This is a genomic window from Pyxidicoccus sp. M15, from assembly GCF_056858435.1.
This window is the reverse complement of sequence record NZ_CM166495.1, coordinates 7,547,765-7,564,309: the sequence shown is the minus strand read 5'-3', so window position 1 is coordinate 7,564,309 and position 16,545 is coordinate 7,547,765. Positions and strand designations below refer to the sequence as shown.

The 16,545-nt window shown below is 71.2% G+C and carries 15 protein-coding genes and 1 riboswitch; of the genes, 6 read left to right on the top strand and 9 right to left on the bottom strand.

What is annotated here, in order from left to right:
• The 6 genes from ACX9TP_RS28020 to ACX9TP_RS27995 all read right to left on the bottom strand — a co-directional run bounded on the left by ACX9TP_RS28020 (window position 1) and on the right by ACX9TP_RS27995 (window position 5,813).
• Entirely contained in the window at window positions 1-393 is a 393-nt protein-coding gene (locus ACX9TP_RS28020; RefSeq protein ID WP_482973690.1) for a BlaI/MecI/CopY family transcriptional regulator, read from the bottom strand.
• Window positions 394-523: 130 nt separating this feature from the next.
• Window positions 524-1,669: a hypothetical protein gene (locus tag ACX9TP_RS28015; protein WP_482973689.1), complete on the bottom strand. Its 1,146-nt coding sequence runs from the start codon at window positions 1,667-1,669 to the stop codon at window positions 524-526.
• A gap of 76 nt (window positions 1,670-1,745) precedes the next feature.
• Complete coding sequence (locus tag ACX9TP_RS28010; protein ID WP_482973688.1) at window positions 1,746-3,161, bottom strand: sigma-54-dependent transcriptional regulator; 1,416 nt, start codon at window positions 3,159-3,161, stop codon at window positions 1,746-1,748.
• Window positions 3,162-3,173: 12 nt separating this feature from the next.
• Window positions 3,174-3,683: an OsmC family protein gene (locus ACX9TP_RS28005; protein ID WP_482973687.1), complete on the bottom strand. Its 510-nt coding sequence runs from the start codon at window positions 3,681-3,683 to the stop codon at window positions 3,174-3,176.
• A gap of 119 nt (window positions 3,684-3,802) precedes the next feature.
• Window positions 3,803-5,209, bottom strand: a complete 1,407-nt coding sequence (locus ACX9TP_RS28000) for an SLC13 family permease (RefSeq protein ID WP_482973686.1) — start codon at window positions 5,207-5,209, stop codon at window positions 3,803-3,805.
• 172 nt (window positions 5,210-5,381) lie between these two features.
• Entirely contained in the window at window positions 5,382-5,813 is a 432-nt protein-coding gene (locus ACX9TP_RS27995) for a CBS domain-containing protein (protein ID WP_482973685.1), read from the bottom strand.
• 224 nt (window positions 5,814-6,037) lie between these two features.
• Window positions 6,038-6,147, top strand: a riboswitch (TPP riboswitch).
• A 40-nt stretch (window positions 6,148-6,187) separates the two neighbouring features.
• Between ACX9TP_RS27995 and thiC the strand changes: the two genes are divergently transcribed.
• Entirely contained in the window at window positions 6,188-8,062 is a 1,875-nt protein-coding gene (gene thiC, locus ACX9TP_RS27990; RefSeq protein WP_482973684.1) for a phosphomethylpyrimidine synthase ThiC, read from the top strand.
• A gap of 141 nt (window positions 8,063-8,203) precedes the next feature.
• A complete protein-coding gene (locus ACX9TP_RS27985) occupies window positions 8,204-8,593 on the top strand; it encodes a DUF4870 domain-containing protein (RefSeq protein WP_163993020.1) in 390 nt (129 codons plus the stop codon).
• Between the two features lie 91 nt (window positions 8,594-8,684).
• Here ACX9TP_RS27985 and moaA read toward each other — a convergent pair whose 3' ends face one another.
• The 3 genes from moaA to thiO all read right to left on the bottom strand — a co-directional run bounded on the left by moaA (window position 8,685) and on the right by thiO (window position 12,384).
• Entirely contained in the window at window positions 8,685-9,704 is a 1,020-nt protein-coding gene (gene moaA, locus ACX9TP_RS27980) for a GTP 3',8-cyclase MoaA (RefSeq protein WP_482973683.1), read from the bottom strand.
• 67 nt (window positions 9,705-9,771) lie between these two features.
• The gene (locus ACX9TP_RS27975; RefSeq protein ID WP_482973682.1) at window positions 9,772-11,010 is read right to left on the bottom strand and encodes an HD domain-containing phosphohydrolase; all 1,239 of its coding nucleotides are present in this window, start codon (window positions 11,008-11,010) and stop codon (window positions 9,772-9,774) included.
• Window positions 11,011-11,244: 234 nt separating this feature from the next.
• A complete protein-coding gene (gene thiO / locus ACX9TP_RS27970) occupies window positions 11,245-12,384 on the bottom strand; it encodes a glycine oxidase ThiO (protein WP_482973681.1) in 1,140 nt (379 codons plus the stop codon).
• A gap of 301 nt (window positions 12,385-12,685) precedes the next feature.
• On the opposite strand from thiO, the gene hisG reads away from it, so the two are divergent.
• From hisG to hisH, 4 genes are read left to right on the top strand one after another with little or no spacing between them, the layout of a single operon-like run.
• Window positions 12,686-13,546 carry an ATP phosphoribosyltransferase gene (gene hisG, locus ACX9TP_RS27965; RefSeq protein WP_482973680.1) on the top strand — a complete coding sequence of 287 codons (861 nt, stop codon included), beginning with the start codon at window positions 12,686-12,688 and terminating at the stop codon, window positions 13,544-13,546.
• Window positions 13,546-14,856: a histidinol dehydrogenase gene (gene hisD, locus ACX9TP_RS27960; RefSeq protein WP_482973679.1), complete on the top strand. Its 1,311-nt coding sequence runs from the start codon at window positions 13,546-13,548 to the stop codon at window positions 14,854-14,856. The genes hisG and hisD overlap by 1 nt, the downstream gene beginning before the upstream one ends.
• Entirely contained in the window at window positions 14,853-15,893 is a 1,041-nt protein-coding gene (locus ACX9TP_RS27955; RefSeq protein ID WP_482973678.1) for a pyridoxal phosphate-dependent aminotransferase, read from the top strand. Before hisD ends, ACX9TP_RS27955 begins: the two co-directional genes overlap by 4 nt.
• A complete protein-coding gene (gene hisH, locus ACX9TP_RS27950) occupies window positions 15,890-16,483 on the top strand; it encodes an imidazole glycerol phosphate synthase subunit HisH (protein ID WP_482973677.1) in 594 nt (197 codons plus the stop codon). Before ACX9TP_RS27955 ends, hisH begins: the two co-directional genes overlap by 4 nt.
• The last annotated feature ends 62 nt before the right edge of the window (window positions 16,484-16,545 follow it).

Genomic DNA, 16,545 nt, shown 5'->3' with positions numbered 1-16,545 from the left:
TCACTTCCCCCGCTTCTCGTGCTCGTCCAGCAGCTTTCGAATCTCCGCCAGCTCCTCCGCGGAGGCGCGCTTCATGGAGAGCGCCTGCGCCACGACGGTGGTGGCCGAGCCGCCGAAGGCCCGGTCCATGAGGTCGCGGAGCAGGTCGCGCTGGGTGCGCTTCTCGCTGAGGGCGGCCTCGTAGACGTGGGTGCGCTCGCTCTCGTCGCGCTGGACGATGCCCTTCTCCGTCATGTTCTGGAGGAGCTTGAGGACGGTGGTGTAACCCGTGTCCTTGTCCTGCGTGTCACGGAGCGACTCGTGCACCTGTCGCACCGTGCAGGGTCCCAGCTTCCAGAGGACTCGCAGGATGGCCAGCTCGGCACGCGTGGGTTGCGGCGGGGCGGGGGTCATGTGCGGAAGTATTACGACGTATGTCGTAAGAGTCAACGACGTCCGTCGTAGTTCTTTTCGCGGGAGGCAGGCCCCGGGCCGCGGAGTCTACGTCACGTGTCGTATTTCATGCAGGAGGCCCGTGTGCGGCTCAGGGCGCGGAGTCGGCGGAAGCCGGTGCGTCGGGCGTGGCGCGGAGCTTCTTGAGGCGACTGATGTCCTGGAGGCCGAGGGATAGGAGGATGCCGGCGACATGTCGCCCGGCGAGGGCGCTGGGGAGTCCGGAAGACCACGCGGGCAGGGAAGGCAGCTGGCTGTCGGCCGGAGGCGTGTCCTTGATGGTGGCGCCCCGCTCCCAGAGCGTCTTCGCCATCGAGGTGGGGCAGGGCGCCGAGGCCACCGTCTCACCGAGCGCGGCATAGGCCGGACGGTACGCCCCTTCCGCGAGCGGCTGGAGGTACCGGGCCATTCCCACCGCCTCGTTCAGGCCGGTGCACAGGGAGACGGCCGAGCCACAGGTGCGCGCCTTCCGGGCCACCTCGACGGGAGCGGCGATGCTGGAGAAGGACATGCCGGACCAGAGGACGCCGCGCATGCGCTCGGTCTGCGCTTCGCTCATCGGCCGCCACTCCGGGGGAGGCGACTGCATGGAGTCGTGGGCCTTGCGCTCGATGCCCAGAATCGCGGTGGCAATCATCGCCCCCAGCAGCGTGTCCGAGCGGTACGCGAGCCACGCCAGGTGCCGCACGTCCCGGGCCGCCTCCAGCGGCTGTCCGGTGCGGATGCCATGAACCAGCCGGAACTTCGCCCAGGTCTGCAGGGGGATGAAGTTCGGCACGGCGGCCGTCATGTGGAAGTACGGCTCCTCGAGTGGGAAGGGGGTGTTCTTCAGCGTGTCCCACCGGTCGAAGGACTGGAGTTGGCGCATCCACCCGAAGTCCAGGGTGGCGAAGTCCACCTCCGAAGCGAAGAGCACGTCCCAGTCCTTCTTCCCCTCCAGCGAGGCGGGCACCTGGAGCGGCGAGTCCGCCGGCATCTTCGGGCCCGGCGGCTCCCAGCCCAGCCACGCATTGAGCAGGGGCCCCGCGTCGCCCTCGGTGCGCGGCTCGTGGAACCACGGGTCCTTGGCCAGCTTCGCCTGCTCCTCGCAGAACAGGTCCACGTTCGCGGTGAGGTCCGCGCGGAACGTGTCGAGCGCGGGCTCGTATTGCCCGCGCACCCACCGGTCCGCGGCCACCAGCCCGATGACCGTGAGCAACAGGAGGATGCTCGCGGCCCACACCAGGACACGCGCCACGCTTCCACGGGACGACCGGCGAGTCCGACGCATGGGGGGACTCTACCAATCCCCGCATCCGCCCCGCCTGGGGCCGCTACGACTCCGCGGCCAGGTCCTCGTCCTCGTCCGCCACGGGCTTCAGCGGCGCGCCGTCCTTCAGGCCGTACTCCTTGAGGCGGTATTGAATCTTCCGCACGCTGATGCCCAGCACCTCTGCAGCGCGCGACGTGGAGCCCTGCACCATCTCCAGCGTGCGGAGGATGGCCTCGCGCTCAATCGCCGCCAGCGTGGCGCCGGGGATGAGCGCGCCCGCCGAGGCGCCCGCGGGACGCGGCCCGCGCAGCACGGGGGGCAGGTCGTCCGTCGTCAACTCCTGGCCCTGCGCCAGCACCACCGCGCGCTCAATCGCGTTCTCGAGCTCGCGGATGTTGCCCGGCCAGTCATGGGACAGGAGCGCCTGGAGCGTGCCCGGCGCCAGGCCGCCCACCTCCTTGCCGTACGACTCGCCGTACTTCTCCAGGAAGTGGTTCACCAGCGCGGGGATGTCGCTCTTGCGCTCGCGCAGGGGCGGCAGCGTCACGCTCACCACGTTGAGGCGGTAGTAGAGGTCCTCGCGGAAGCGGCCCGCCTTCACCTCGGCGGCGAGGTCCCTGTGCGTGGCCGCGACGATGCGCACGTCCACCTTCAGCGTCTGCGTGCCGCCCACGCGCTCGAACTCGCGCGACTGCAAGACGCGCAAGAGCTTCACCTGCACGGCGGGGGAGATTTCACCCAGCTCGTCCAGGAAGAGGGTGCCGCCGTCGGCCAGCTCGAAGCGGCCCTCCTTGCGCGCCAGCGCGCCGGTGAACGAGCCCCTCTCGTGGCCGAACAGCTCGCTCTCCAGCAGGTTCTCCGACAGCGCCGCGCAGTGCACGCGGATGAAGGGCTTGTCCCGGCGCGGAGACTCCTGGTGCAGCGCCTGGGCAATCAGCTCCTTGCCGGTGCCGGACTCGCCCAGGATGAGCACCGTGGCGCGCGTGCCCGCCGCGCGGCGGACCACGTCGTAGATGCCCTGGAGCGGCGGCGACTCGCCGATGATGTCGTGGAAGCGCTTCACCCGCGAGCGGACCTGGTCCCGCAGCGCCTCCGCCTCCTGCCGCAGGCTGCGCTTCTCCAGCGCCTTGCCCAGGATGACCAGCACCTGGTCCGCGTCCAGCGGCTTGAGCAGGAAGTTGTCCGCGCCGGACTTCATCGCCTCGACGGCGGTCTCCACGCTGGCGAAGGCCGTCATCATCACGAACGTCGCGTCGCTGCCCTGCTCGCGCGCCGTCTTCAGCAGCGTCAGGCCGTCCATCTGCGGCATGCGCACGTCGGTGAGCACCACCGCGGGGGAGAACTCGGCGACGCGGGCCAGGGCCTCGGCGCCGTTGGCGGCCTCGGCGACCTCGTAGCCCTCCTCCTGGAGGATGGTGGCAATGGCCCGGCGGGCATTGGCCTCGTCGTCGACGACCAGGATTCGCTGTGGGGACATGGGGCTTTCGGGTCAGGAAGCAGGAGCGCTCGCGGAGGACACCGCATGTACGTCACGGGGCGGGCCGGGGTGGACGTTCCACGTCTCCACCACGGGCTCGATGCGGGGGGTGAGCTGGATGACGGAGCTGGGGAAGCAGTGCGCGGGCAGCTCGGAGAAGATGAGGCGCGCCGCCTCCGCGGCGGCCTCGGTGGGGACGGCGACGTGCGGGCGGACGATGAGGTCCGTCAGGTGGGGCTGCTCGCCGGGGGTGCCCACCACGCGGGCCATGGCGGAGCTCTGGTAGAAGAGCACCGGCACGTCCGCCGCGCGCGCCCGGTCCAGGAAGGCCAGCAGCGTGCGCCCCTCCACCGCGCCCACCAGCAGCGACTCCGGGCCCCACTGGCCCGCGTCTTTCAGGGCGGGCTCCGTCAGTGGCCGGCCGATGGGCAGGGGAGGCGCCTGGTCGCTCGTCAGGACGGCGCCGCGCTCCCCCTGCCAGAACAGGCGCGTCTCGTACTCGGTAATGGTCACGGACGTCATGGGCCAACCTCCCGCTATGCCCGGTGCGGGCAGTACCCCTTCAACTCGCGTGCCGCGCGAGTGCTTCTGGAGAGACGTGCCCCTGGTACGTAAGGACAGGGGCGGCCGGGGAAGGTAGCTCATGGCAGCCCGAAGAAACGTAGCACCGCGGGGCCGGTGAGGCTCACCAGCAGGCACCCGGCCAGCATGAGGGGAATCCCCAACCGCATCAACTCCGACGAGTCGAGCCCCTCGCCCGCGGCCATGGCGTTGGGCGGGGTGCTGATGACGAAGGGGATGCCGAAGGAGCACCCCAGCGCGACGAGGACGGGCGTGGCGGCCGAGGGGTGGAGCTGCATCGCCAGGGGGATGAGGAGCGCCGCGGTGCCGGTGTTGCTCATCAGCGCGGACAGCACTGCCGCGGCCACCACCAGCACGCCCAGCCGGGACGCCACCGGCCAGCCGCCGAAGTCCGTGTCGGCCAGCGCCCGCGCCACCAGGCCCGAGTGCTCCATCAGCCGGCCCAGGGTGATGCCCCCGGCGATGAGCAGCAGGGTGGACCAGTCCAGCTTCCCCAGGTCCTCACGCGCGAGCAGGCCGCTGCCGAAGAGGAGCGCCGTCGCCCCCAGGGCCACCACCGGCGCGCTCACGCCGTGCAGCGGCTCGGACAGCCACGCCACCACGCAGGCCGCGCTCACGGCGAGCACGCGGCGGCCGGAGCGGGTGAGCGGCCGGGGCTCCTGGGCGGGCAGCTCCAGCCGGCCGCCCACGCGGAAGCGCAGCAGCACCAGCCCGAAGCCCAGCGCCAGCATCAGCGCAGTGAGGGGCAGGGCCAGCGCCATCCACCCGGCGAACGTCACCTGCGAGTACGCACCGGCGGCGGACACCGCGAGCGCGTTGGGGCCGCTGCCCACCGGCGTCGCCATGCCTCCGAAGTTGGCGCCCAGCGCCACGCCCAGCAGCAGGGCGGGCCGCAGCGGCGCCCCGGCCGGGGTGGCCTGGAGGATGGGCCGCAGCGCGGCCAGCATCATCGCCGCCGCGGCCACGTTGGACATCCACATGGAGAGGAAGGCCACGCCGCCCATGACGAGCAGGAGCAGCAGCCGGGACCGCCCGCGCGACAGCCGCACCACGTGCCGGGCCACCGCGTCGTCCAGGCCGTGGCGCATGGCCGCCACCTCCAGCGTGAAGCCGCCGAGGAAGAGGACCAGCACCGGGTCCACGCCCCACGCCAGCACCGCGCCCAGGCGGTAGTCCGCGGCCAGCGGGCCCAGCAGCACCGGCGTGGCCCCCAGCAGCAGCAGGGTGGGCACGAAGGGCGGCACCACCTCCGTGAGCCACAGCACCAGGCACGCCCCGCCAATCAGCACCGCGCGCGAGGCCACCGGCTCCTCCACCGCGAGGCCCGCCACCAGCGCCACCACCGCGAGCCCGCCCAGCGCCAGCGCGGGGCGCAGCCAGCCGCGGGGCTCGGAGCCGGCGTCCCCGGAGAGGGAAGGGGCGGGCGAGGCCACGGCCGCGTTCGAAGAGGGGGAGGAGGAGGTCATGGGCGTCACGCGTCCGGAAGGACGAAGGCCTGCCACGTCGGGTGCGCTGGAGCGGGCGCGCGGCCGGGACGGCCCCGGGCACTTCCGGCTCCAGCGGGATGCGGAGGAGGCACCGCCCGTGTGGCGGGCCGGCAGGGGAGCGGCGCCCGGTAGCGGGCGCCGGCAGCGGACTTCAGGCGCCGAACTCCTGCGCCATCTCGTGCCTGTCCCGCTCTTCGATGAGGTACTGCGCGTACCGCACCAGGTCCGCCTCCGTGAGGATGCCCAGCAGGCCGCCGCTGGCGTCCACCACCGGGAGGCAGCCGTACTTGTGCCGGAGCATCAGCGCCACGGCGTCCTTCAGCGGCGTGTCCGCGCGCACCGTGTCCACGTCGCGCGTCATCACATCCGCGGCCCACAGCGGCTGGGACGCCGGGTCCGTGGCATGCACGGTGGCCGCGCGCAGCAGGTCGCGATGGGTGACGAGCCCCACCAGCTTGCCCTGCCGCAGCACCGGGAGGTGCCGGATGCGGTGGAGGCGCAGCAGCTCCTCCGCCTTGGCCAGGTTCTGGGTTTCCTTGAGGGTGACCACATCACGGGTCATCAGCTCTCCGACAATCTGCATGGGCGGCTCTCCGGGTTCGTCGTTCCCCTGACGAGCGGTACCCATTGCAGGTCCGGGGCCAGCGGGCAGTGCTCCAGGGAAACGGTGTCTCCCGCTCCCGGCGCGCGCAAGGATTGCGCGGGCCCCTGCTCACCCGCAGCCTTTGCGCCCCGATGTCCGGTGCCGGCCTCCGTCCTCCTCCAGGAGGGCGGTTGAAGGCCGCCGTCCTGTGCGCTAAGTGCTCACCCTGTCGCTAGGGGTGCCCCTGGAAGGGGCTGAGACGGCCGTCGGCAACGGCCAACCCTTTGAACCTGAACCGGGTCATTCCGGCGGAGGGAAGCGGCCTGGGGCCCTGCTCCTCGCCTGCTCGCCATCCGCCGCCGAGGAGATGCGAGATGAGCGGAGCGTCCAGGAGCCTGAAGGTCGATGGGAAGGTGCTGGAGGGAATCAGCCGGGGCGCGCTGCCAGCGTCGCGCAAGGTGTACGTGTCCGGCGCGCTGCACCCGGACCTGCGCGTCCCCCTGAGGGAAATCAGCCAGACGCCCACGCGCCACGGCCACGGGCCGGACGCGAAGGAGACGCCCAACCCGCCCATCCACGTCTATGACTCCAGCGGCCCGTACACGGACCCGTCGGCGCCCATCGACGTGCGCCAGGGCCTGCCCCCGGTGCGCGAGTCCTGGATTGCGGGCCGCGGCGACACGGAGGAATTGCCCGGCATCAGCTCCGAGTACGGCCGCGCGCGCGAGGCGGACCCGCGGCTGAACGGCCTGCGCTTCAGCCACCGCCGCAAGCCCCGCGTGGCGAAGAAGGGCGGCAACGTCTCCCAGCTGCACTACGCCCGGCGCGGCGTCATCACCCCGGAGATGGAGTACGTCGCCATCCGGGAGAACCTGAAGGTGGAGGCCGCGCTCTCCGCCCAGCACCCGGGCCACTCCTGGGGCGCGTCCATTCCGCGCACGATTACGCCCGAGTTCGTGCGCGACGAGGTGGCCCGCGGCCGCGCCATCATCCCCGCCAACATCAACCACCCGGAGCTGGAGCCGATGATCATCGGCCGCAACTTCCTGGTGAAGATCAACGCCAACATCGGCAACTCGGCCGTCTCCTCCTCCATCGAAGAGGAAGTCGAGAAGATGGTCTGGTCCATCCGCTGGGGCGCGGACACGGTGATGGACCTGTCCACCGGCCGCAACATCCACGAGACGCGCGAGTGGATTCTGCGCAACGCCCCGGTGCCCATTGGCACGGTGCCCATCTACCAGGCGCTGGAGAAGGTGGGTGGCAAGGCGGAGGAGCTCACGTGGGAGCTGTTCCGAGACACGCTCATCGAGCAGGCCGAGCAGGGCGTGGACTACTTCACCATCCACGCCGGCGTGCTGCTGCGCTACGTGCCGTGGACCGCGAAGCGCCTCACCGGCATCGTCAGCCGCGGCGGCTCCATCATGGCCAAGTGGTGCCTCGCCCACCACCAGGAGAACTTCCTCTACACGCACTTCGAGGACATCTGCGAAATCATGAAGGCGTACGACGTCAGCTTCAGCCTCGGTGACGGGCTGCGGCCGGGCTCCATCGCCGACGCCAACGACGCGGCCCAGTTCGGCGAGCTGGAGACGCTGGGCGAGCTGACCAAGGTCGCCTGGAAGCACGACGTGCAGACGATGATTGAGGGCCCGGGCCACGTGCCCATGCACCTCATCCAGGAGAACATGACGAAGCAGCTCGCGGTGTGCGGCGAGGCGCCCTTCTACACGCTGGGGCCCCTCACCACGGACATCGCGCCGGGGTACGACCACTTCACCAGCGGCATCGGCGCCGCGATGATTGGTTGGTTCGGCACGGCGATGCTCTGCTACGTGACGCCCAAGGAGCACCTGGGCCTGCCGGACCGCGACGACGTGAAGGAGGGTGTCATCACGTACAAGATCGCCGCCCACGCCGCGGACCTGGCCAAGGGCCACCCGGGCGCGCAGGCACGCGACAACGCGCTGTCCAAGGCCCGCTTCGAGTTCCGCTGGGAGGACCAGTTCAACCTCTCGCTGGACCCCGAGCGCGCTCGCGCCTTCCACGACGAGACGCTGCCCGCCGAGGGCGCCAAGGTGGCGCACTTCTGCTCCATGTGCGGCCCCCAGTTCTGCTCCATGAAGATCACCCAGGACGTGCGTGACTACGCGGAGAAGCAGGGCCTCTCCGAGGACACCGCGCTGAAGACGGGGCTCGAGGAGAAGAGCGAGGAATTCAAGAAGGCCGGCGGCCAGTTGTACCGCTGAGACCCGGGCCCGGGCCGAAAGGTGCTGGGGACGACCCGTCAGATCACCTGTCCGCGACGTGACAATCGGAACGGGTGCATGTCATGGTAGGTGCGCAAGGGCGCGCTTTTCGCGCCCCCAGATATCTGGAGGGGAACGTTCATGGAGACTCCGCCGCGGGAGCAGATGGGTTCGTACATCAGCGGTTCGCCGATGCCGACCCAGGATGAGAAGACGATGGCTCTGCTGGCCCACATGGGCACCATCCTGGGCAACTTCGTGGGTCTGGGCTTCGCGGTGCCGCTGGTGCTCATGCTGACCAAGGGGAAGGAGTCCTCCTTCGTCCGCGCGCACTCGGTGGAGTCGCTGAACTTCCAGATCACCGTCCTCATCGCCGGGTTCGTCAGCGCCATCACCATCTGCATCGGTATTGGCGCCATCCTGCTGCCCGTCGTCTTCGTCGCGGCGCTGATCTTCTCCATCATCGCCGGCTTGAAGGCGAACGAGGGTCTGCTCTACAAGTACCCGGTCAACATCCGGCTGATAAAGTAGGCCGCATTGCTTCAGGCCCTCGTCACGAGGGCCTGGCGTGCACGGGCGGGCCAGGCGCGAGCGCGCGGGTCCGCCCGTCGTGTTTCCGGAGTCAGCCGCCGATGCCCATCATGGGCAGCAGCGTGGCGCCGTTGCCGGGCTCGGTGAAGCGGTGCCCGTCCGGCTTGTCGCCCAGGGCGCGGCGGATGGCCACGGCGAGGTCCGCGTCGGTGGCGCCGCCGCGGATGAGCTGGTGCAGCGGAGCCTGCGCGCGTCCGCCCAGGCAGCTGCGCAAGTCACCATTGGACGCCACCCGCACGCGGTTGCACCCGCCGCAGAAGTTCTGGGTGAGCGGGGAGATGAAGCCCACGCGGCCCGCCGGGGTGCGCCAGTAGCGCGCGGGGCCGGAGGTGAGGGAGGCCGCGGCGTCGCCCTGCTCCTCGGGCTCGGGCTCCAGCGGCAGGCCCTGGGCCTGGAGCTGTGCGACGAGCTCCGCGGTGGGCACCGGCTGGCCCTGGCCGAAGGGCATCAGCTCGATGAAGCGCGGGGTGAGGCCGCGCGCGTGCGCGTACGCCACCAGCGCGGCGGCCTCGCCGTCATTCACGCCGCGCATCACCACGACGTTGAGCTTCAGCGACGCGTAGCCCGCCGCCGCCGCCGCGTCGATGCCGCGCAGAATCGCGTCGAAATCGCCCTGCTTGGAGATGCGGCGGAACGTCTCCGGCGACAGCGTGTCCAGGCTGATGTTGAGCTGGGTGACGCCGGCCTCGCGCAGCGGCACGGCCAGGTCCGCCAGGTGGCTGGCGTTGGTGGTGATGGCCACGTGCTGGATGCCGGGCAGCGCGGCGATGCGCCCGGACACCTCCACGATGTCCGGCCGGATGAGCGGCTCGCCGCCGGTGAGGCGCACGCGGCGGATGCCCATGCTCGCGAAGACGGAGGCGATGCGCTCGAACTCCCCCGCGGTGAGCAGGTCCTTCTTGCCGCCCCACGAGGCGGGCGAGCAGTAGGTGCAGCGGAAGTTGCACCGGTCCGTGACGCTCAGCCGCAGGTACGTCATGCGGCGCCCCTGCGCGTCCAGCAGGGGCGGGGCGAGCGGGTCCGGGCGGAGCTGTAGGGCAGTGGTCGTCACGGGGCGCCTGTCCTCATAACAGCCACCCCCGGGCCGGTCATCTCCGTCCCGCGGGGACTTCCGCGAGTCAACCCTCGGTGCCGGTCGCCGAGCGCTTGACGACGGCGTCCTTCGTCTCGGTGCCCTCGGACGCGGACGCGGGCCGCAGGGGGGCGTCGCTGTCGTCGTCCAGGTCGGTGAGGCGGGCCAGCTCGGCCTCGGCCTCGGTGGCCTCCACCTCCGCCTGGGGGAGGTTGAGCTTCTTGAGCGCCATCTCCTCCTTGATGCGGATGAGGCCCTCTTCACCGATGTCCAGGAACGCGCGCACCACTTCCGGGTCGAACTGCGTGTTGGCGCAGCGGCGGATCTCCTGGATGGCGTTGGCGAACGACGTGCCCTTTCGGTACGGCCGGTCGCTCGTCATCGCGTCCAGCGTGTCCGCCACGGCGAAGATGCGCGCGCCGATGTGGATTTCGTGCCGCTGCAGGTTTCGTGGGTAGCCGGCGCCGTCCCAGCGCTCCTGGTGCGAGAGGACGATGGAGGCGGGCGTGTCCAGGAAGGGGATGGCCTGGATCATCTGGAAGCCGATTTCGGGATGCTTGCGCATCTCCATCCACTCGTCCGGGGTCAGCTTGCCCGGCTTGAGGAGCACCGCGTCCGGCACGCCAATCTTGCCGATGTCGTGCAAGAGCGCGCCGCGGCCAATCTCCTCCAGCTCCTTGCTCTGGATGCCCATGCGCTGGGCGATGGCGGACGTGTAGCTGACCACGCGCTGCGAGTGGTCGCTCGTCTCGTGCTCGCGCGCGTCGAGCGCGGCCACCAGCGCCAGCAGCGTGTTCTGGTAGGTGTTGGCGATGTCGCGCAGGGCGAGCCGCAGCTCCGCCGTCCTGTCGCGCACCTTGCGCTCCAGCTTCTTCTGGTAGCGCTTGCGGGCCATCTCGATGCGGCGCTTGGCGAGCGCACGCTCGATGGCACGGATGAGGTCCGTCAGCTTCGGTGGCTTGAGCAGGTAGTCCACCGCGCCGCGGCGCAGGCAGTCCACGGCGGACTCGGTGTCGCCGTAGCCGGTGAGCATGATGACGGATGTGTCCGGGAGCCGCTCGCGCAGGTTCTCCAGGAGCCACAGGCCGTCCTTGCCCGGCATCTTCATGTCGCTGATGACGAGGGGAGTGTCCTCCTCGTTCGCGACATCCAGCGCCATCTCGGCACCACTCGCGACGACGCAGTTGTAGCCCTCCTCCCGAAGGAGGACGGAGATGACGTCTCGGACGGAGTCGTCATCATCGACGATGAGGATTCTGGGTGGGGCAGGAGGGATGGCTTCCACGGCGGTCGATTCTAGAGGTTTCCGGGTTTCAATGGCGAACGAGTGCGCGAAATTACCACCCTTCCAGGGTTGGCGGTTGATCCTCCAGTGGACAGGGAGGGAGGGCCCCGGTTGGTGGAGGTTGGGGCGGCCAGGCGCGAATCCAGGCCCTTTTTCCCTCTGAAAACCCCTGTCGGCGGTTGTCTGCCTGGCTGTGTCCCGGGGGGGCTCACCGCCCCGGGAAAGGGGGTGGCGTCACCCCGACGTCCCGGGTTGCGCGCGCGCCCCCGGAACCGGGGGGCGGTCGTACCGGAAGGGGGTCAGGTCCAGGGTGGAGCGCTCCCCGAGCACCGCCTGGGTGAGGAGCTTCGCGGTTATCGGCGCCAGGAGGATGCCGTTGCGGAAGTGGCCGGTGGCGAGGAAGAGGCCGGGCACGGGGCCCTCGCCGAGGTAGGGGTTGCGGTCCTCCGTCCAGGGGCGGAAGCCGGCCCAGGAGTCGGTCACGGGCGCGGAGGCCAGCTCGGGACACAGCTCCAGCGCCATGTCGAGGATGCGGGCCAGCCCCGCCGCCGTCACCTGCTTGTCGAAGCCGACCAGCTCCATGGTGCTGCCGGCGATGACGCGCCCATCCGCGCGCGGCACGAGGTAGCCCTTCTCCGACGTGAGGATGCGGTCCAGCACCGGCAACCGCGTCTGCAACTGCACCATCTGCCCGCGCGCGGGCCGCACCGCCTTCGGCTCCACGCCGGCGCCCTGCACCAGCGCGGACCACGAGCCCGCCGCCAGCACGACGGCGCCCGCGCTCAGCACCTCTCCATCCAGGTCCACGCCCACCGCGCGGCCCTGCTCGTGCACCACGCCGCGCACGTAGCCGCTGCGGAACTCCGCGCCCACGCGGGCGGCGGCCATGGAGAGCGCGCGCACCAGCAGCCGGTTGTCCACCTGATGGTCGTCGGGGAAGTGCGCGGCGCCGAGCGCCTTCGGGGAGAGGCGGGGCTCCAGGGAGCGAGCGGCCGTGCCGTCCAGCAGCTCCGCGCGCAGGCCCAGGCCGCGCTGCCACGCCACCGTGGCGTCCAGGTGGTGCAGCTCCGCCTCGTTGAAGGCCACCTTGAGGACACCGCACGGCCGGTAGGCCACGTCCACGCCGGTCAGCTCGCGCAGCTCGGAGGCAAAGGAGGGGTAGAGGCCCCGGCTGCGCAGGCACAGCTCCAGGAAGGGGCCGGGCCCGTCCGACTCCATCTGCGGAGCGAGGATGCCCGCCGCGGCGCTCGAGGCCTCCGCGCCGGGAATGGAGCGCTCCAGCACGGTGACGCGCACGCCCGCCTGTCGGAGGCGCAGGGCGATGCCGCAGCCCATGATGCCGCCCCCTACGATGATGACGTCCGAGACTCGCATGGCGTGCTTCCTGCTCGCCCACCCCCGGGTTTGCAAGCCTGGCGAGGGGCTCCCGCAAGGGCAGGTTGACGGCGGGGGGCATTGTCGTTACTGATAGGGCCGTGCTTTCCGCGTTCCATCACCACCATGCGCATCATCGGCTCGGCCCGGACGGGTTCGATCGCCATGCGCATGCCTGGGTGAACCGCTAAGCGCACACCCACCCGGCACAAGCCGCAGCGACGAAGGCCCGTCCCCCCAAGGACGGGCCTTTTTTCGTTTCCGCGCACCCCTTTCCCTCGCAGTCCCCGAAGGCCCACCCATGCTGCTGAAGATTGCCCTTCCCAACAAAGGTCGTCTCTCCGAAGAGGTGCGGGAGCTGTTCAACGACGCGGGCCTGGAGGTGAAGGCCCGGGGAGAGCGCGCCCTCACCGCGTCACTGGGCGGCGAGTTCGAAGCCATCTTCGTCCGCGCGCAGGACATCCCCGAGTTCGTCGCCGACGGCGCGGCGCACGCGGGCGTCACCGGGTGGGACCTGGTCCACGAGTCCGGGCGCGAGCTGGACCTGTTGATGGACCTGGAGTTCGGGAAGTGCCGCCTGGTGGTGGCCGCGCGCGAGGAGAGCGGGCTCACCAGCGCGGACGGGGTGAGGAACGGGAGCCGGGTGGCGTCCTGCTTCCCCAGGCTGACGCAGGCCTTCTTCGAGAAGCGCGGGCAGAAGGTGACGGTGGTGCCGGTGTCGGGCGCGGCGGAGATTGCCCCCCACCTGGGAATCGCGGACATCGTGGTGGACCTGACGTCCACCGGCTCCACGCTGAAGATGAACGGGCTGCGCGAGGTGGCCACGGTGCTGGAGTCCAGCGCGCGGCTGGTGGCCTGCAAGTCCAACGTCCCGGAGGCGCAGCGCAAGCTGGAGGAGCTGACGCTGGCGCTGGGCTCGGTGCTGGCGGCGCGGGGCAAGCGCTACCTCATGGCCAACGTGCCGAAGACGGCGCTCCAGCAGGTGCGCGAGGTGCTGCCGGGCCTCAACGGCCCCACGGTGGTGGACGTGCTCAACGGCGGCAACTTCGTGGCGGTGCACGCGGTGGTGCCGTCGAAGACCATCTACCGGACCGTGAATGCGCTCAAGGCCCTGGGCTGCGAGGGCATCCTCGTCACCCGCATCGAAAGGTTGATGGCGTGATGGAAACCCTCACTTCGTCCATCCTCAGGTATCGCGGTCCGCTGTCCGCCCTGTCCTCGGAGGACCGCCGCAGGCTGCTGGACAGGGCAGGCGGCTCCGATGCGCGCGTGGCCTCGCGGGTGAGTGAGCTCATCGCCCGCGTGCGTGACGACGGCGACCGGGCGCTCTTCGAGCTGGCGCGCCAGTTCGACCGCGTGGAGCTCAAGGCGCTGGAGGTGCCGCGCGAGCGCTGCGAGAAGGCGCTGGCCTCGCTGGACACCTCCGTGCGCGAGGCGCTGTCCCGGGCGGCGCGAAACATCGCCCGGGCACACGAGGCGCAGAAGCCGCGTGCCGTCGAAATCGAGACGGAGCCCGGCGTGTGGGTGGGGCGGCGGCCGGACCCGCTGGGGCGCGTGGGGGTGTACGCGCCGGGGGGCCGGGCGGTGTACCCCAGCAGCGTGTTGATGGGGGTGGTTCCGGCGAAGGTGGCGGGCGTGGGCGAGGTCATCGTCTGCTCGCCGCCGGGGGCGGACGGGCTGCCCCACGCCAGCGTGCTGGGCGCGGCGGCGCTGGCGGGCGCGGACCGCGTCTTCGCGCTGGGCGGCGCGGGTGCGGTGGCGGCCATGGCCTACGGGACGGAGAGCGTGCCCCGCGTGGACCGCATCGTCGGGCCGGGCAACGCGTATGTGGCCGAGGCGAAGCTCCAGGTGGTGGGCGCGGTGGCGATTGAGGCGCCGGCCGGGCCCAGCGAAATCCTGGTGATTGCGGACGGCACGGCGAGCCCGGACGCGGTGGCGCGGGAGATGCTGGCCCAGGCCGAGCACGACCCGGAGGCCGCGTGCGTGACGCTGGCGGTGGGCGAGGTCCACGCGGATGCCATCGCCCGGGCGGTGGAGCGGCTGGCGCAGGGGGCGAAGCGCTGGGAAATCGTCACCTCGGCGCTGGGCTCGCGAGGCGCGGTGCTGAGCGTGGCGTCTCTGGAGGAAGCGTGGCCCTTCGCGGCGGACTTCGCGCCGGAGCACCTGCTGCTCGCCACCACGTCGCCCCAGGCGGACCTGGCGCGCGTGCGCAATGCGGGCACCGTCTTCCTGGGCGAGCGCTCCTCGGTGGCCTACGGCGACTACATGACGGGCTCCAACCACGTGCTGCCCACGGCGGGGCTGGCGCGGGCGTACTCGGGACTGAACCTGCTGGACTTCTACCGGTGGACCACGTGGCAGCGCGTGGAGGCCCCGGCGGCGGCGGCCCTGGCCGAGGACGTGGGCGTGCTCGCGGACAGCGAGGGCCTCTTCGCGCATGCGGACGCGGCGCGGGCCTGGAGGCGCCCGTGATTCCCACTCGCGCGTCGTACCGGGACATTCCCCTCTACTCCCCGGCGAAGAAGCCGTGCCGGGTGGACCTGAGCGACAACACCAACCTCTTCGGCACCCCGCCGGCGGCGGAGCGCGTGCTGCGCACCGCCTCGCTCCGGAGGGTGTCGGGCTACCCCGCGGGCTACTCGCCGGACCTGCGCCGCGCGGTGGCCGCGTATGCCGGGGTGACACCGGAGGCGGTGGCGACGGGCTGCGGCTCGGACGGCATCATCGACAGCGCCATCCGCGCCTTCCTGGAGCCGGGCGACGTGCTCGCCTTCATGGACCCCACCTTCGTCATGGTGCCGCTGTACTCGAAGATGAACGGGGTGAGGGCCGCGCCGGTGCCGCTGCGCGCGGACTTCGACGTGGACGCGGATGCGCTCCTGGCGACGGGCGCGAAGGTCATCTACCTGTGCTCGCCCAACAACCCCACCGGTACGGCGCTGTCGCGCGCGGCGGTGGAGCGGGTGGTGGAGCGGGCGCCCGGCCTCGTCATCATCGACGAGGCCTATGTGGAGTTCGCGTCGGAGCCGGGCTTCCTGGACCTGGCGCGCACGCGGCCCAACGTGCTGGTGACGCGGACGTTCTCCAAGGCATACGGCCTGGCGGGCATGCGCGTGGGCTGGGCGGTGGGCGCCCCTTCGCTGGTGGCCGAGGTGGAGAAGGCGCGGGGCCCGTACATGCTCACCGCGCTGTCGGAGGCCATGGCCACCGCCGTGCTCACCGAGGACCGCGAGTGGGTGACGGCCCGGGCGCAGGAGGCGGTGGCCCACCGCGAGCGGCTGCGCGGCGAGCTGGTGCGACTGGGCCTGCGGCCGCTGCCGTCGGAGGCCAACTTCCTGATGGTGCCGCTGCCGGGCGCGGCCAACGTCGCGGAGCGGATGCGGGAGCGGGACGTGAATGTGCGGGCCTTCCAGGGGCTCACCGGGGTGGGGGACGCGCTCCGGATTGGCAGCGGCCCCTGGCCCCTCTTGGAGACGGCGCTGTCGGCGCTGCGGGAGTCACTGCGATGAGAGTCACCCTGTTCGACTACGGAGCGGGCAACCTGCACTCGCTGGCCAAGGCACTGGCCACGGTGGAGGGTACGGAGGTGCGCGTGCAGGAGGACCCGGTGCGCGCGCTGGACACGGACGTGCTGGTGCTTCCGGGCGTGGGGGCCTTCGGCGCGTCGGCGGCGCGGCTGGAGCCGGGGCGTCGGGTCATGCGCGACGCGCTGGAGCGCGGCCTGCCGTGCCTGGGCATCTGCCTGGGCATGCAGCTGCTCTTCGACAGCAGCGAGGAGGGCGCGGGCGCCGGCCTGGGCTACTTCTCCGGGAAGGTGACGCGGCTGGCCTCGCGGCGCGTGCCGGAGATTGGCTGGAACACGGTGGAGGACGACCGCACGCTGGCGGGCGCGAAGCTGGACACCGTGTACTACGCGCACAGCTTCGTCTGCCGGGCGACGGACCCGTCCGTCGTCACCGGGTGGACGACGCACGAAGAGGACCGCTTCCCCGCGGCGGTGCGCAGGGGGAAGGTGGTGGGCGTGCAGTTCCACCCGGAGAAGTCGTCCGTGTCGGGTGTCCGCTTCGTGCAGGCCTTCCTCCAGGAGGTGGCGCCGTGATTGCCAGTCAAGGCATCAACTTGCGAGAGCGCGCGGGCGTGCGACGCGTGCGCGGCCCGTCG